General features: G+C 73.8%; 13 protein-coding genes. 9 read left to right on the top strand and 4 right to left on the bottom strand.

Features of this window, described 5'->3' with window-relative positions:
* Positions 1-102: 102 nt before the first annotated feature.
* The gene (locus THESUDRAFT_RS06815) at positions 103-1,728 is read right to left on the bottom strand and encodes a hypothetical protein (protein WP_006904021.1); all 1,626 of its coding nucleotides are present in this window, start codon (positions 1,726-1,728) and stop codon (positions 103-105) included.
* A gap of 615 nt (positions 1,729-2,343) precedes the next feature.
* Here THESUDRAFT_RS06815 and THESUDRAFT_RS06810 point away from each other — a divergent pair.
* Positions 2,344-3,066: an SDR family oxidoreductase gene (locus THESUDRAFT_RS06810; protein WP_006904020.1), complete on the top strand. Its 723-nt coding sequence runs from the start codon at positions 2,344-2,346 to the stop codon at positions 3,064-3,066.
* A 43-nt stretch (positions 3,067-3,109) separates the two neighbouring features.
* Positions 3,110-4,300 carry an NAD(P)-binding domain-containing protein gene (locus THESUDRAFT_RS06805; RefSeq protein ID WP_051009256.1) on the top strand — a complete coding sequence of 397 codons (1,191 nt, stop codon included), beginning with the start codon at positions 3,110-3,112 and terminating at the stop codon, positions 4,298-4,300.
* A 12-nt stretch (positions 4,301-4,312) separates the two neighbouring features.
* On the opposite strand, the gene THESUDRAFT_RS06800 is transcribed toward THESUDRAFT_RS06805, so the two are convergent.
* Both THESUDRAFT_RS06800 and THESUDRAFT_RS06795 read right to left on the bottom strand, forming a co-directional pair.
* The gene (locus THESUDRAFT_RS06800) at positions 4,313-4,660 is read right to left on the bottom strand and encodes an ASCH domain-containing protein (RefSeq protein WP_006904018.1); all 348 of its coding nucleotides are present in this window, start codon (positions 4,658-4,660) and stop codon (positions 4,313-4,315) included.
* Positions 4,661-5,267: 607 nt separating this feature from the next.
* Positions 5,268-5,513 carry an alpha/beta-type small acid-soluble spore protein gene (locus THESUDRAFT_RS06795; protein WP_006904017.1) on the bottom strand — a complete coding sequence of 82 codons (246 nt, stop codon included), beginning with the start codon at positions 5,511-5,513 and terminating at the stop codon, positions 5,268-5,270.
* 865 nt (positions 5,514-6,378) lie between these two features.
* Here THESUDRAFT_RS06795 and THESUDRAFT_RS06790 point away from each other — a divergent pair.
* A complete protein-coding gene (locus THESUDRAFT_RS06790; RefSeq protein WP_006904016.1) occupies positions 6,379-7,791 on the top strand; it encodes an NCS2 family permease in 1,413 nt (470 codons plus the stop codon).
* Positions 7,792-8,107: 316 nt separating this feature from the next.
* Here the strand turns inward: THESUDRAFT_RS06790 and THESUDRAFT_RS06785 are convergent, their stop codons facing one another.
* Positions 8,108-8,668 (bottom strand): gamma carbonic anhydrase family protein, encoded by a 561-nt coding sequence (locus THESUDRAFT_RS06785; protein WP_006904015.1) that lies wholly within the window; start codon positions 8,666-8,668, stop codon positions 8,108-8,110.
* Between the two features lie 164 nt (positions 8,669-8,832).
* Between THESUDRAFT_RS06785 and THESUDRAFT_RS06780 the strand changes: the two genes are divergently transcribed.
* From THESUDRAFT_RS06780 to THESUDRAFT_RS06755, 6 genes are all read left to right on the top strand, one after another.
* Positions 8,833-9,312 carry a GNAT family N-acetyltransferase gene (locus tag THESUDRAFT_RS06780; protein ID WP_006904014.1) on the top strand — a complete coding sequence of 160 codons (480 nt, stop codon included), beginning with the start codon at positions 8,833-8,835 and terminating at the stop codon, positions 9,310-9,312.
* Positions 9,313-9,416: 104 nt separating this feature from the next.
* The gene (selD, locus tag THESUDRAFT_RS06775) at positions 9,417-10,466 is read left to right on the top strand and encodes a selenide, water dikinase SelD (protein ID WP_006904013.1); all 1,050 of its coding nucleotides are present in this window, start codon (positions 9,417-9,419) and stop codon (positions 10,464-10,466) included.
* Positions 10,467-10,774: 308 nt separating this feature from the next.
* Positions 10,775-11,770, top strand: a complete 996-nt coding sequence (locus THESUDRAFT_RS15005) for a hypothetical protein (protein ID WP_006904012.1) — start codon at positions 10,775-10,777, stop codon at positions 11,768-11,770.
* A 266-nt stretch (positions 11,771-12,036) separates the two neighbouring features.
* Complete coding sequence (locus THESUDRAFT_RS06765; RefSeq protein ID WP_006904011.1) at positions 12,037-12,705, top strand: response regulator transcription factor; 669 nt, start codon at positions 12,037-12,039, stop codon at positions 12,703-12,705.
* A 267-nt stretch (positions 12,706-12,972) separates the two neighbouring features.
* The gene (locus THESUDRAFT_RS14450) at positions 12,973-14,532 is read left to right on the top strand and encodes a Y-family DNA polymerase (RefSeq protein ID WP_006904009.1); all 1,560 of its coding nucleotides are present in this window, start codon (positions 12,973-12,975) and stop codon (positions 14,530-14,532) included.
* A 99-nt stretch (positions 14,533-14,631) separates the two neighbouring features.
* Positions 14,632-14,874, top strand: a complete 243-nt coding sequence (locus THESUDRAFT_RS06755) for a DUF6504 family protein (protein ID WP_006904008.1) — start codon at positions 14,632-14,634, stop codon at positions 14,872-14,874.
* The last annotated feature ends 12 nt before the right edge of the window (positions 14,875-14,886 follow it).

Here is a 14,886-nt window from a genome sequence, read left to right as displayed (position 1 = left end):
CTGCAACAGGTCGCTCTCCGGGCGGGCGTGGGAACCCGTAGCGTAGCGCGTGCTTCCTACTTGGCTTGACGGGTGGCCGCATGGTGGTCGTGACACGTGGCTTCACGCGGGCGCGCCGTGTCGCAGGGGAGCAGGGGCGCGAGCCACCATGGCCGTGCCTGCGGCCAGGACGGCCCATTCGGCCCCATAGGCGGCAAGCAGGGCCGCGGCGGCGATCACGGTGCCCGGTAGGGCCGGGGCCAGGAGCCGGACCAGGAACGCCGTGGCCGTCAGCACGCCCACATTGGCCAGGGCGGCCAGGTGGATGAAAACGGTCCGCCGGGTGCGGACCAGCCGCCCGGCCTCGCAGGAGGCAAGAGCCACGACCAGGGGAACGGGGATCATCGCCAGGAGACCCCAGCGCGCCGCTGCGGCGACCTCCCCGGAAACGGCCACCACGCCGGCGAGATACGCCCCGGCCGCCGGCGTGGCGCTCAGCAGGGCCATGACCAGCACCCCGCCCAGCCCGGTCCGCCAGGCAAAGCCCCGGACGGCCCGCCACGCGCCGTCTTCGCCGTGGGCGATGGCCACCTGCTCCACGGTGCGCATGGGGAGCATGAAGAGCAGCACCGTGCTCCAGGTCACGGGCCAAGCGGCCAGGGCCACGGTGGCGTCGGCGGCCCGGGCCAGGAGGCCGGTGAGCACGGGGCGGGCGGCGAAAGTCGTCACGCTGGTAAGGGCCAGGGGGATGTAAAAGCCCAACAGGCCTCGCCAGCTCAGCCCTCCGGCCTCGCCGGCCGGGTGGCCGCCTGCCCGGACGGCCGCCCCGGGGGCGGCGTGCTGGCCGCCCGCGTCCCCCGCTCCCGTACCGTCGCACGCTTCCCTGACGCCGCCTGGCGGCCAGTGGCGCCGAAGCCAGCTCCGGGCGCAGGCATGCACGTATGCGGCCTCGGCGGTCACGGCCGCGGCCAGGCCAGCACACCCGGCCAGAGCGCCCGGCATGCCCAAGGAACCGCCGGCAGCCAGGACGGTCCCCAGGGTGGCCAGCCGGATCACGGTGCCCCGGCTGGCCACGGCGGTGTGGCCGTGGCGAATCAAAAGCCCCTGATGGAGCCGCCGCCAGGCGATGGCCGCCGTCCAGGGCAGCATCACCGCGAAGGCCGGTCGCACCAGGGCCAGCAGCTCGCCGTCCAAGCCCAGGGTCCGCCCAAAGTACAGGTCGAATAGGCCCGTGAAGGCCAGGGCCCCGTGGAGGAGCGTCAGGGCCCCTGCCAGCAGCAGGGTGAACCGCTGGAGCCGCCGCAACGCCTGGGGATGGGTGGCGAGGGCATTGCCGGCATGAAGCAGCATGATCACCGGGCTTTCGATGAGCAGGCACGTGGCGATCACGGCGCCGTAGGCCGCCAGGGAGAGGTCCGGCGCGGCCAGGCGGGCGATGCCGGCGTTGACCGCCGTCTCGGAAGCGCCCATGAGCAGGTCGCTGGCAGCCAGGGGCAGGTAGAACCGCCAGAACCGGCGGAACCCGCCGGCCGGCTCATCCTGGCCTCCGCGGGCTGCCGCCGGCCGGCGGCCCGCAGCAGCTTCCTGGCCGCCGGGCCCGGTTCCTCCGGGGCGGGTGCCCTGGGCGCTCCCGGTGCCCCCGGCGGGGGTGCGGCCGCCGGCGCGCGGACCTGCTCCCTCCTGGGGGAAGGGGAGCGTCGCCGTTTCGTGCGGCTTGGAATGGGTTGCCGGCTCCTGCCCGTCCGTCACAGCGCGTCGCCGTCCTTTGCCCGGCCCGCCGCTTCGCGGCCCGGATCGACTGCCTCGACCCGTTCCACTGCCCGGGATTGACGGCTCCAACATTAGCACCGCGATCCCACCTGCCACAACCCCGGGCGGCGGTCGGGATCCAGGGGGCCCCAGGCCGGCAGCAACCGGGGCTCTTGCGGCCCGCCTGATCCTTCCGTCCTGCGGTAAGATGGAACCGCACAGCCGTATGCTTGGGATCGCACATGGCCAGCAGGCCCGGGTCGCCGGGCGGTGGCAGGGTCCAGCCCCGGCCGGTGCACGCTGACGCCAGGCGCCTGGCGGGGCACGCCGGGGGTGCACCCCGGCCGGTTCGGCTTCACGCCACCCATCGACCGGAGCGCGGTCGCGGGCGCGGCTCGCGGGCCCGCGCGTCGCCGGCGCGCGCCTGGCGGGGCGCGGTGGCGGGCGCGCCTTGCCGGCCCGCGCGTCGCCGGCGCCCTCTGGCCGGCATCTTCTTGCTGGTTGCTGGCGGGGTGTGCGTTTCCCCTGCGGCCCGCGGCGGGACGCGGGCCGGGGCCCGCCACGGCAAAGGACGGAGGACCTGTTGCGGCATCTTTTACGGCGGGAGGGGCATCCATGCCAGGACGACTGCAGGACAAGGTGGCCATCGTGACAGGGGCCAGCCGAGGGATCGGCGAGGCCATCAGCCGCGGGTTTGTCGCCGAGGGGGCCAGGGTCGTGGGTGTCGCCCGGTCGGCCGGCGTCCTTGAGGCCCTTGCGCGGGATCTGGCGGCGGCCGGCGCCGGGGGCCGGTTCGTCCCGCGGGTGGCCGACGTCACCTCGGCGGCGGCCGCCCGGGAGGTGGTGCGGGAGACCCTGGAGCGCTGGGGCCGCATCGACATCCTGGTGAACAACGCCGGGGTGGGCCATTTCGCGCCGGTGGCCGAGCTGGACGAAGCGGCCTGGGACGAGATGATGGCCGTCAACCTCAAGGCGCCCTTCCTCTGGAGCCAGGCGGTGCTGCCCCATATGATGGAGCGGCGGGACGGTCACATCATCATGATCTCGTCGGTGGCCGGGACCACCACCTTCGTCAACGGCGCCGGGTACTGCGCGTCCAAGTGGGGCCTGATGGCGCTGGCCGATACGCTGCGCCAGGAGGTGCGTCCCTACGAGCTGCGGGTGACCGCCGTCTGCCCGGGTTCGGTGCAGACCCACTTCGGCGGCACGCCGCCCCGGGATTATTCCCTGCGCCCGGAGGACGTGGCCCACACCGTCCTGGAAGTGGCCGCGGCCCCGCGCCGGGTGGTCTACGGCACGGTGATCGTGCGGCCCCTGGTCCCGGCGGACCGCCAGTGACGACCCGGGCGGGGAGCCAACATCGGGATAACATGGAGGTCACATGGTGAACACGGAGGAACCGGCGATCGGCAGCGGGAGCCCGGCACCGGCGGGAGCCCCCTACGATCTGGTGATCATCGGCGCCGGCCCCTGCGGGCTGGCCTGCGCGGCGGCGGCCCAGAAGGCGGGCCTGCGTTACCGCGTGCTGGAGAAGGGGGCCATCGTCAACTCCCTGGTCCACTTCCCGCTGCAGATGAACTTCTTCAGCACCAGCGACAACCTGGCCATTGCGGGCATTCCCTTCGTCATCGAGCGGGCCAATCCGACCCGCCGGGAAGCGCTGGACTACTACCGGGCGGTGGTCCAGCACCTGGGCCTGCAGGTCGACACCTTCACCGAGGTCGTCGACGCCCGGCGCGAGGCGGACGGCACGTTCCTGGTAACCGCCCGGCCCGCCCCTCGCCTGGTGGCCGCCTGGCCGCCTCTGGAGCCGGAGGCGTCAGGCGCCCTGGAGGCCGTGCAGGAGGGCGGGCCGGAGCCGGCGCCCGCCCAGGGCCGGGAGGGCGGCGAAAGCGGAGAGGGCCGCGGGGCCGCCCGGCGGGGAGGCCCCCTGTGGACCTTGCGGGCCCGGAACGTAGTGCTGGCCACGGGCTATTACGATCGCCCCAACCGCCTGGGCATCCCCGGGGAAGACCTGCCCCACGTCAGCCACTACTACCGCGAAGGCCACGCGTTTTACGGGCGGCGGGTGCTGGTGGTCGGCGGGCAGAACTCGGCCGTGGAGGCGGCGCTGGACCTGCACCGCTGCGGAGCCCAGGTGACCCTGGCCCACCGGGGGCCGGCCCTGTCCGAGCGCATCAAGCCCTGGGTGCTGCCGCCCTTCCGCAGCCTGGTGGACAAGGGGCGCATCACGGTGCTCTACAACACGGAGGTGCAGGCCATCGAGCCCGGCCGGGTGCGGGTGGCGGTGGCGGGCGAGCCGCGGCAGCTGGAAGCCGATTTCGTCTTCCTGCTGGTCGGCTACCGTCCCAACCACACCCTGGTGCACCGGCTGGGGATCCCGGTGGACCCGGCCACGGGCGAGCCCCGGCACGACCCGGAGACCATGGCCACGCCTGTGCCCGGGGTCTACCTGGCCGGGGTGGTGGCCGCCGGCTACGACGCCAACAAGATCTTCATCGAGAACGGCCGCTGGCACGGGGAGCGGGTGGTCCGGCACATCCTGGCCCAGCGGCGCGGAGCAGCAGGTTGAAACTGAGAATGGTCATTCCAGGACACGGGAGAAGAAGACGGCGCTGACGGTTTCGTCCAGGGAGACCGGGCGGTCGTAGATCCGTTCCAGGAAGCCCGCCAGTTCCCCGGGGCTTTTCAGGTTGGGGTCTTCCGCCGCCAGCTCCGCCGCCGTCAGCTGCCCCAGGGGCTTGACCACCACCCGGTCGATCACCGCCGTGAAAAGCTTCTGTCGGGGTTCGAAGCGGTTGCCGTAGGTCACCCAGACCAGATCGCCTTCGCGGTACTTGTCGCGCTTGTCGCCCAGGCGGATGGTGCAGCGCTTTTCCGCCGCCAGCAAATTGGCCTGGTAGACCGTGGAGTAGAAATTCAGTGCCTTCAAGGCAAGCCCTCCCGTACTCATGCTCCGGCGCGGCTTCAGGCCGGCGGGGTGCGGCGCCGGGGCGGCGCACCCCGCCGGGGGCGCTACGGCGCACACCCGGCGCCGGGGCGGTACGGCCCGCTGCGGCGCGGCGCGCCGCCAGGTCGGTCCGGCGCGCTCCAGGAGGTGCGGTTGCAGCGCCGTCCGGCGCGGCTCCGGTTCCCCGCGCCGCCCCCGGCGGGCCGTCGCCTGGCGCCGGCCCCGCCCGTAACCGCCCGCCCGTCGCCGCCCGCCCGAGCTCTTTGCCGCCGGATCGAGGTTTGATTACCCGCTATTCGTCCAGGCTTCTGGGTATTCCTTCCGAAAAGCGCAGCGTTGTACCAGGATTCAGCAGGTTTTCGGGCAGCGGGGGTGGCGGCTCTCCGGCACCCGCGGCGGGCGGGCTTTCGGCAGGTGGGCAGGTCCGAGCGGGTCTGGATCGAGGGCGGGCGGCGGGGGGTGACGGGACCGGGGCAAACGAGGGGGCGCACCCGCCTGGGGTGCGCCCGTCCGGTTCTTGGCGTCGCTTGTGGCCTCGCGGGCGACGGCTTGCTTGCAACGGCTTACTTCTTCAGCTTGCTTCTTCGCCTTACTTCTTCGGGTCCGGCGGCAGCGCCTGGCCACTGGCCAGCGCCTGCTCGGCCAGGGCGATCATCCGCCGCACCATGTGGCCGCCGACGGCACCCGCCTGGCGGGCGGGAATATCACCCCAGTAGTCTTCGGAACCCTGGTGAACGGGCAAGCCCAGCTCGGCCGCAATCTCGTACTTCAGGTTGTCCAGGGCCGGGTGCGCTTCCTTGATCAGCAGCCGGTTGGTCTTCTGACCCAACGCCATGGGAATCACCTCGGTGGTCGAACTCGGCCCCGCACGCCCGCTGCTCCGGTACGTCCTGCGCGGCCGCCGCCACCGGCCAGCCCATGCCCGGTACCCCGGCCCGACGGTTCACCCGGCCGGGTTCGCCGGCCCGCTGTGCCGTCCTGCCGTACCGCCGGCCGGCTTTTGCCTGCCTGAACCTGGCTGGTTTTTGCCTCGTCCGGTCGACCTCGTCGACCTCGCGTCGCGTCCCGCACCGGTCCTGGAAGCGGTTGCACCAGTCGCTCCACCCGCCCGGGACCTCCCGCCGGTCCGTACCCCGTGGAGAGGGCTGCCATGGCGGCACAGGCGCTCGTCCCGAGGCCGTACAGCGGGTACGCGGCAGGTGGCGTTCCCGATCATAATTTGCACGGCCGCAGGACCTTTCAGGCTTGCAGTTTCGGGGCGGAGAGTGAATCCCGGGGGGCGGTGTGAATACCCGGCGGCGCCACCGGCCACCGGCATGGCTGGACCGCGAGTCGAAGCGCGCGCGCCGCGGCTGGCGGCCACCCGTCGCGCCGGCCGAGCCGCGCTCCTTCTCATTGCCATCACCCCGGGTGGCGCCGCAGCCGCACCTAAGGTGCAGGCCGCATGGCCGCGAGAAGCCGGCCAGTCAACGTTTCTAAACAATAAGAAAAATATCCTTTCGTTCGTTCGAGATGATACGAACAACCTTTGTTGATTCGCATGCAACGATATGATATCCCGGAGTTGCAGGCCTCGCCGGGGCGGGAGCCGGAGTTCCCCACGATCTCTCCGGGACCCGGCCGCCCGCGACAGCGGCTGCAGAGGCCGGAGCCGGCCCGCCGGGCGACCGGCCGGGTTCATCCAGAAGGGGGTTCACGATATGTCGGTGGCGGTGCGCCAGCAGGTGCAACCCGCGCCGGTGCCGCGCCGCAGCGGCGGCTGGCTGGACCGGTTCTTTGCCATCCAGGCCAGCGGGTCCGACCTGCGGACGGAGATCCTGGCCGGGGTGACCACCTTTGTCACCATGGCCTACATCCTGTTCGTCAACCCGCAGATCCTGGGGGCGGCGGGGCTCGATCCCAATGCCGTGCTCATGGCCACGGCCCTGTCGTCGGGCTTCGCCACGCTGCTCATGGGCCTGTTCGCCCGCATGCCCTTCGCCCTGGCGCCGGGCATGGGGCTCAACGCCTACTTCGCCTACACCGTGGTACTGGGGCAGGGCATCCCGTGGCAGACGGTGCTGGGTGCGGTCTTCATGGACGGCGTCATCTTCCTGCTCATCAGCCTGCTGCCCATCCGGGAGCGGATCCTGCGCGACATTCCGCTCAACATCCGCCTGGCCACCAGCACGGCCATCGGCCTCTTCATCGCCTTCATCGGGCTGCGCTCGGCCGGACTGATCGTGGCCAACGAGGCGACCCTGGTGTCGCTGGGTGACGTGCGCTCGGGGCCGGCGGTGCTGGCCCTGCTGGGGCTGGTCATCACGGCGCTCCTGATGGCCCGGCGCGTCAAGGGCGCCATCCTCTGGGGCGTGCTGCTGACCACGCTGCTGGGAGCCTTCTTCCACGCCCCGGACGCCAGCGGCGCCATGCAGCCGCTGACCCGGCTGCCCCACAGCCTGGCCGACGTGGTGCGCGCGCCGGACTTCGGCGTCCTGGCCCAGGTGGCGGGCCAGCTGGACGTCCGCAGCGCGCTGCAGCTGGGCCTGCTGACGGTGATCTTCACCTTCACCTTCGTCAACATGTTCGACACCGCGGGCACCCTGGTGGGCCTGGGCACCAAGATGGGCGTGATCGACGAGAAGACCGGGACCTTCCCGCGGGTCGGGCGGGTGCTGGTCAGCGACGCCCTGGCGACCATCATCGGCGCGGGCCTGGGCACCTCCACCGTCACCACCTACGTGGAGAGCGCCGCCGGCATCGGCCAGGGCGGTCGAACGGGCCTGACGGCCGTGGTCACGGGCCTCCTGTTCCTGCTGGCCGTGTTCTTCTGGCCGCTGGCGGGCGTGATCCCGGCCGCGGCCACGGCGCCGGCGCTGGTCATCGTGGGCCTGCTGATGATGGAGCCGATCCGCAAGCTCGACCTGGACGACATCACCGAGGCCCTGCCGGCCTTCCTCACCGTGCTCGGCATCCCGCTGACCTTCAGCATCGCCACGGGCATGGTGCTGGGGATCGTGTCCTATGTGGTGCTCAAGCTGGTGACGGGCCGTATCCGCGAGGTCTCGGTGACCATGTGGATCCTGGCGGCGATCTTCATCGCCCACTACGCCTTCATGGGCTCCGGAGCCTGAGGCCCGGTCCGGTGCCTGAGACCCGGTCGTGAGACCCGGTCCGGTACGCGAGACGGGGTCTGGTGCGTGACCCGGCAGGCCCCGGAAAGCCTGGTGTGGGTGACGGATCAGGGACGGACGAAACCGGCGCAACGAGCCGGCGGGGCGGGCGTCAGGGCGCCTGCCCCGCGCTGTTTTGCGGGGCCCGCGGGCGCTGTCCGGGGCGCAGGCCGAGGCACGGCCGGTTCGCGGCCGGTCGCAGGCCGGACCGGCGGCCGGTCCACCGCCCGGCGGCGGTGGGATGGCCGGCGCGGTGAATGGCCGGCGAGCCGGCCGGTCAGGAGCCCGGCTGCCCTCCCGGCCCGGCGGGCGGGACCGGGAGGAGCTCGAGGCCGCGGGCGAAGCGCTGCGCGTTCTCCCGGTAACGGGCCGCCGCGGCGCGGATTTCGGCCTGTTCTTCCGGCGTCAGGGAGCGGACCACCCGGGCCGGCACGCCCAGCACCAGGCTCCCCGGCGGGACCACCATGCCCTCGGGAACCAGGGCGCCTGCTCCCACCAGGCTTCCGCGGCCGATGCGGGCACGGCTCAGCACCACGGCCCCCATGCCGATGAGGCACTCGTCCTCCACGGTGCAGCCGTGGACGATGGCGCCGTGGCCGATGGTCACGTCCCGGCCGATGCGGCAGGGCTCCCCGGCGTTGACGTGGAGAACGGCGTTGTCCTGCACGTTGCTGCCCGCACCCACGTGGATGAGGTCGAGATCCGCGCGCAGGACGGCGCCGAACCAGACGCTGCTGTGCTCGTCCAGGACCACGCGGCCGATCACCCGGGCACCCGGCGCCACGTAGGCGGTGGGGGCCACGTGCGGCACCTGGTCACCAAGCCGGTACAGGCTCATGGCGATCCCTCCCCGGTGCGGGCAGGCCCGTCCCTGGGCATCCTTGGATCCCGCAACGGCGTTTCGATACAATCGTAACGTGTCGTCGACAATGGTGGCGTGTCGCGGCACCGGGTGCAGCGCGGTGCCCGGCCAACCCGGAGGGGAAGGGGTGGGGTGGAGCCGTGTGGAGCGTTGAACCCGCCGCGCCGGCCGACGCCGTCCAGGTGCTGGAGGTCACCCGCAGGGCCTTCCGGCGGTACGAGGGCAAGTACCCGGTGGCCCCCGAGCCGCTGCAGGATGACCTGGCGCGGGTCCAGGACGACATCGGCCGGGGCCGGGTGTGGGTGGCGCGCAACGGCGGGCGGGTGATCGGGGTGGTGCGGGCCCGGCCCCTGGCGGGCCGGCAGGAGGCCTGGGAGATCTACGGGCTGGCGGTGGACCCCGAGTACTCCCAGCTGGACGTCGGCACCTCCCTGGTCCGCGCGGTGGAAGACCGGCTCCGCCCGCAGGGGGTCCGGGCCCTGCACCTGCAGACGGGATTGCGCGACGCGCCGGCCATCGAGTTCTGGTACCGGGTCGGGTACCGCCCGTACCGGCTCGATGCCGATCCGGATCCCGCCGGCGGGTACGACCGGGTCTGGTTTGCCAAGGAATTCGCCTAGATGCCTGTGCTCGGGCCTCGCGGGCGCGGGGGTCCGGTGCGCTCGCCCGGACCGGCCTGCCCGCAGTGGGAGCGCGCCGGGCCTGGTGGGAGGGGGGAGATGCCGTGGAGGCGCTGCGGCTGACGCAGCTCACCGGCAAGGCCGGCTGAGGGTGCAAGCTCGGCCCGGCCGAGCTGGCGCAGGTCCTGCGCCACCTATCCCCCGAGCAGGTCGACGATCCCCGCCTGCTGGTGGGGCTGGAGAGCGGCGACGACGCCGGGGTGTACCGGCTCTCCGACCGGATCGCCCTGGTCCAGACGGTGGACTTCTTCACGCCCATCGTCGATGATCCCGTGCTCTTCGGCGAGATCGCCGCCGCCAACGCCCTGAGCGACGTCTACGCCATGGGCGGCCGCCCGCTGACGGCCCTGAACCTGGTGGGCTTTTCCGTGAGCCGCTACGGGGCGGACACCCTGGCGGCCATCCTGAGGGGTGGCGCCGCCAAGGTGCGCGAGGCAGGGGCGGTGATCGTCGGCGGGCACACCATCGACGACGCGGAACCCAAGTACGGCCTGGCCGTCACCGGCGTGGTCGACCCGGACCAGGTGTGGACGAACAAGGGCGCCCGTCCCGGCGACGTGCTGATCTTGACCAAGCCCATCGGCACGGGCGTCTTGAGCACCGCCCTGAAGCGCGACCTGGCGCCCCCGGCGGCGGTGGAGGCCATGGTGGAGACGATGCGCACCCTGAACCGGGCCGCCGCCGAGGCCGGGCAAGCGGTGGGCGGCATCCACGCCGCCACCGACGTGACGGGCTTCGGGCTTTTGGGGCATGCCAGCCACATCGCCCGGGAAAGCGGCGTGGCGCTGGTCATCGAGGCCGAGGCGGTGCCGGTGCTGCCGGGCGCCCGCGAGCTGGCGGAGCGGGACGTCTTCCCCGGCGGCAGCCGGGCCAACCGCCAGCATTACGGCAGCGTGGTGGAGTTCCGGCGGGCCCTTCCCCAGTGGGAGAAGGGGCTGCTGTTCGACGCCGTCACCTCGGGCGGCCTCCTGCTGGTGGTCGAACCGGCCCGCGCCGGTGCCCTGCTGGAGGAACTCCACCGCCGGGGGGTCCGTGCGGCCCGGCGCATCGGCCGGGTGGAAGGGGAACCCGCCGGGCGGGTCGTGGTGGAGTAGCCGGCGCGGAGCGCACGGGCCCGTCGATTCAGGCGCCGCGATGGCGGAGGAGCGGCGGGTGCCTGAGGGCGCCGCGACTTGCGAAGCAGAAGGCGCTTGAGGATGGCGGAGGAGCAGCCGGCGCTAGAGCCGCGGCGATGCCGCAGGAGCGGCAAGCGCTTGCTCCGAGGCGATTTTCGCTGGAGCGGCCGGCCCTTGCGCCGCGGTGGTGTTCGCAGGAGCAGCCGGGGTTTGCTCCGTGGTGATGTTCGCAGGACCAGCCGGCGCGGGTCACGGCAGGCGCCCGGGCGGGAAGGCAGGCGACGGGAATGGGCAAGACCGGAGGGCGCGCGGGGCACCGGCGGGGGCCGGTGCCCCGCGCGCTGGCCTGGGCCGTGCTGGCCGGGGGGCTGGCGCTGGCCTGGGTGGGCATGCAGCGGCAGGCACCCCCGGTGGCCGCCACGGCGGAGGCCGTGGCGGCCACCGGGGCGCTGCTGGAGGCCTGGCGGGCGGGCGAAGCCGCGGCCGCCGGGGCCTGGGTGGCCCCGGCGGCCGCGGGGCCGGGGGGTGCCTGGCTGGCCGGGCTCTCCGCAGGCCTGGAGGGCGGCGTACCGGCCCCGGCCGCGGAGCCGGAGGGCCTGCCGCCGGCGGGTTCCTCCGCCGGGGAAGGGACCGCCGGGTTTCTCCAGGTGCCGGTCACCCACTATACCCTGGGGGCGGCCCGTCCCGATGCCCTGGGCCGCGTCCACGTGGCGGCGGCGGTCGACGTGGCCGGCCCGGCGGACGGCGGCGCGGAAGGGTACGCGGCCCGCCTGGTGCAGGACTTCTTCTGGCGCCGGCTGCTGGAAGGACCGCGCCTGGTCGGGGCGCCGGCCCGGGTGGTGCTGGAGGTGGCGGTCGCGGGAGATCGCCTGGTCTGGCGCCGGGACGGCGGCGCCTGGCAGCCGGGGCTGGGCCTGGCCGACCTGCCCTCGCGGGCGGCTCCCCCGGGGGGCCCGCCGGGGGTGGAGGTCGAGGTCTCCCGCGAGGGCTTCGGCCCGCTGGCCCTGGCCGGGGAGCGGGGCGTCCTGCTGGTGACCCGGGGACCCCGTCCCCTGGTGGCCCTCTGGCGCTGGTCCCTGGACGACCCGGCCGAGGAGCCCGGCCGGGACGTGCTGGTGCTGGACGTGCTCTACCACGCCCGCGGCCTGGGGTGGCAGGCCGGCGCCGCCGGACGGCGGGCGACCCTGATGGTGGAGGCCGAAGACGGGTCCCGCCTTCCCGTGGTGTACGACCTGGAGGCCGGCCGGCCGGCGGATATCGCGTCCCCGGGCGGCGGCGAGTGACCGCTGCCCACCGCCTGCCAGGGACTCGGGCCGCCAGGGCATCCGGGGTGCTCGCCACGGGCCTGGGGCCCCGGGCGTCCACCCGCATCCACCCTCTGCGGCCCGGCCGGTTCCGCCAGGCCGGGGATCCCGGCCGTTGCTCCCCGTGACGGCTTTCGCTACTTGGGCGCCTGCCGCCGGTCCCCCCTGCGGCCGACTTTCGTAGGATGGGATGACATCACCCGGGTGGCCCTGCAACCTGCCCGGGCAATGCAGGGGAGAGGCCGATGTTGAAGATCCTCGTTGCAACGGGCCGGCCGCTGGTCCGGGAAGGCCTGCAGCGCATCCTGGAGGGCGCCCCCGGGCTGCAGGTGGTGGGGCACGCCGCCGGACCTGAGCCGCTGCTCGACCGGGTGCGCGAGCTGGTCCCCGATGTGGTGCTGCTGGATTTGAGCCTGGCCGCCGGCGACGCGCGGGAGCTGGTGGGGCGGATCGGGCGCATGCCCGGTTCGCCCGTGGTGGTGGGCATCACGGACCGGGCCGACCCCCACGCGCTGCTGGGGCTGGTGCAGGCCGGTCTGGGCGGCTACCTGCTGGCCAACCGGGAAGCGGCCGGCCTGTCCGAGGCCATTCGCGCCTGCACGGCCGGGATCTTCGTGATCGATGCCGAGATCATGTCCGAGCTGGCCAGCGACTCGCCCCTCTACCGTTATGTTCCCGCCCCCGAAGAAGTGGAGCGGGCGCGGCTTTTGAGCCAGCGGGAGCTGGAGGTGCTGAGCCGCATCGCCCGCGGCAAGACCACCGCCCAGGTGGCTCGCGAGCTCTTCATCAGCCCCAAGACGGTGCGGAACCACCTGAGCCACATCATGCAGAAGCTGGGGGTGCGCGACCGGACCCAGGCGGTGCTGTTCGCCCTGCGGGTGGGACTGATCCGCCGCCACGACCTTCTGGGATAGTGCCGGACCGCGGTGGCGGGCGGTTCCGCCAGGCGAGGCGCGGAGGCCGGGATCTCCCGGCCTCCGCCTTTCTGGAGGCCGGCTTCCCCCGGGGGCGCTTGTCCCCGCTGCCGGTTGCCGGAGGATGCTCCAGAAATTTTCTCTTCAGGGCAGTCGTTCCTCTTGACGGCCGGTGTCGTCCCCTCCTACAATGGCCTCACCATGGGGAACACACGTTCGGTATCGATCCCGTGGATGGCTTATGCCCGCCTCGAGGGGGCGTGGGCGGTGGCGGCCGGCGTGCAGGACCGGCCGGCGGTGGTGGCCGACGGCCCGGTCGTGGCCGACGTGTCGCTGCCGGCCAGGGCGGCGGGCCTGCGCCCTGGCATCCGGGTCCAGAGCGCCCGGCGGCTCCTCGGCAGCCTGGAGGTGGTGCCGCGGGATGCCATCGACCCCATGGCGGCCCTGGAACCCTTCTATGAGGCGCTGCTGTCCCTCTCGCCCCGGGTGGAGCCGGTGGTTGACCAGCTGGCGGCCTTTTGCGAGCTGGATCCCCGGCAAACGGTGGACGGCGTGGTGGCCATCTTGCAGGCGGCAGGCCTGGGGCGCTACGGCCACCGCCTGGTGCTGGGCCTCGGCCACGGCCGGCTGGTGGCGCGGATGGCCGCCCGGGTGGCGGCGCGGTCCCCGACCGGCGGCGGCGCAGGGGCCACCGGCCGGCAAGCTTGCGGTTCCGGTCCCGCATCGTCCCGCACCGGCCCCTCACCGGTCACCCGGCCCCCGGCCGGCCCTGCAAAAGGGGCGGCCAGGGTTCCCCGGTTCCGGGATGGCAGCCGGCCGTGGCCCGGGAGAGGGGCGTGGCGGGATGCGGAGGCGATGGGCAGGGATGCAGCGGCGCAGCCGGGCCCGCAAGCCGGCTTCCCGGCGGGACGGGGCGGGGCGGCGGGCGGGCACCCGTCCCGTGCCCGGCCGCCCCGGGAAGCCTGTGGCGCAGCGGGGCTGGCGGTGGTCAGCTGCTGCGTTCCGCCCGGCCAGGAAGCGGGCTTTCTAGCCCCCCTGCCCGTGGCCGCCCTGCAGGAAGAGGTGCCGCCGGCGGCTCGCCGCCAGCTGCAGCGCCTGGGCCTGTACACCTTGGGGGATGTGGCCGCGGCGCCGCGGCAGGTGGTGGCCCGGGCGGTGGGCGACCAGGCTCCCCTCCTGCAGGCGTGGTGCCGGGGGGACGACCGCCGCCCTCTCAAGCCGGGCTACCCGCCGCCGGGGGTCACCGCCACCCTGACCGCGCCTCCCGAACTGGGGGAGGAGCTCCGCGCCGGCTGGTGGCCGGCCCAGCTGCCCCGCCTGGCCCGGGAGGTGGCCGCCCGGCTGGCCGCTGCCGGGCAGGCGGGCCGCCTGGTGATCCTGCAGGGGGAACGGTCCCGGGTGGGGCGCTACCTGCCCGTGGCCGCCGCCGGGCAGGACGTCCTGGCCCGCGCCGCCCTGGCCCTGTATCACCGCCTCGTACCGGCCGAACCGGCCCCGGCCCGGCTGGACCTGACGGTGACGGCCCTGGAGCCGGCGGCCCGGCAACTGGCCCTGCCGGCAGCCTTTGACCCCGGTGCCGGCCCCGGCGGCCGGCGAGCCGTCCCCGGTGGTGAACGGCCCGGCACCGGCCGCCAGCGGGCGGGCCGTGCCCCGTTCCCGGCCGGGCAAGAGGTCGCCGGCCCGGAGCTGCCGGTTCTCCTGGATGAGCTGGTCCGCCGCTATCCGGGGCGGATCTTCTGGGGCCGGGAGCGGCCCGCCACCCGGCGGGAACGCCAGCTGGCCTACTGGGATCCCTGGCGCGGGGCACCCGGCCAGCCGGGCAGGTGAAGCGGTCCGAACGTCCTGCCCACCGCCCGGATCCGGCCCAGGAGCGCCTGGCCTTGGGGCGGCGGTCCCTTGAGGCAGCGGTCGCGGAGGCACGGGAGCATGGCCCTGATCGGCAAGCCGGTGCCGGTGGAGGTCGACGCCAGCGGGCGGCCCAGCCGGTTCTTCTGGCGCCGCTGGCACCGGGTGACCGGCATCCTCGACGAGTGGCGGGAAGCAGGGGCCTGGTGGGACGGGGAAGAGGAGCGGCGGGTGGTGCGGGTCCTGGTGGAAGGGGGCGGGGTCTTCGAGCTGGAGCGGGTGGCGGGAAGCTCCCGGTGGGTGCTCTACAAGGTCTATGACTGACACCGCCGGGTG

Source organism: Thermaerobacter subterraneus DSM 13965, from assembly GCF_000183545.2.
GTDB lineage: Bacteria > Bacillota > Sulfobacillia > Thermaerobacterales > Thermaerobacteraceae > Thermaerobacter > Thermaerobacter subterraneus.
This window is presented reverse-complemented; position numbering and strand designations above follow the sequence as displayed.

Excerpts from the sequence above, each read along its gene's own strand:
- THESUDRAFT_RS15005 (WP_006904012.1), top strand. The coding sequence starts at position 10,775 with ATGGGCAAGACCGGAGGGCGCGCGGGGCACCGGCGGGGGCCGGTGCCC.
- THESUDRAFT_RS06805 (WP_051009256.1), top strand. The coding sequence starts at position 3,110 with ATGGTGAACACGGAGGAACCGGCGATCGGCAGCGGGAGCCCGGCACCG.
- THESUDRAFT_RS06785 (WP_006904015.1), bottom strand. The coding sequence starts at position 8,668 with ATGAGCCTGTACCGGCTTGGTGACCAGGTGCCGCACGTGGCCCCCACC.
- THESUDRAFT_RS06795 (WP_006904017.1), bottom strand. The coding sequence starts at position 5,513 with ATGGCGTTGGGTCAGAAGACCAACCGGCTGCTGATCAAGGAAGCGCAC.
- THESUDRAFT_RS06755 (WP_006904008.1), top strand. The coding sequence starts at position 14,632 with ATGGCCCTGATCGGCAAGCCGGTGCCGGTGGAGGTCGACGCCAGCGGG.
- THESUDRAFT_RS06790 (WP_006904016.1), top strand. The coding sequence starts at position 6,379 with ATGTCGGTGGCGGTGCGCCAGCAGGTGCAACCCGCGCCGGTGCCGCGC.
- THESUDRAFT_RS06810 (WP_006904020.1), top strand. The coding sequence starts at position 2,344 with ATGCCAGGACGACTGCAGGACAAGGTGGCCATCGTGACAGGGGCCAGC.
- THESUDRAFT_RS06765 (WP_006904011.1), top strand. The coding sequence starts at position 12,037 with ATGTTGAAGATCCTCGTTGCAACGGGCCGGCCGCTGGTCCGGGAAGGC.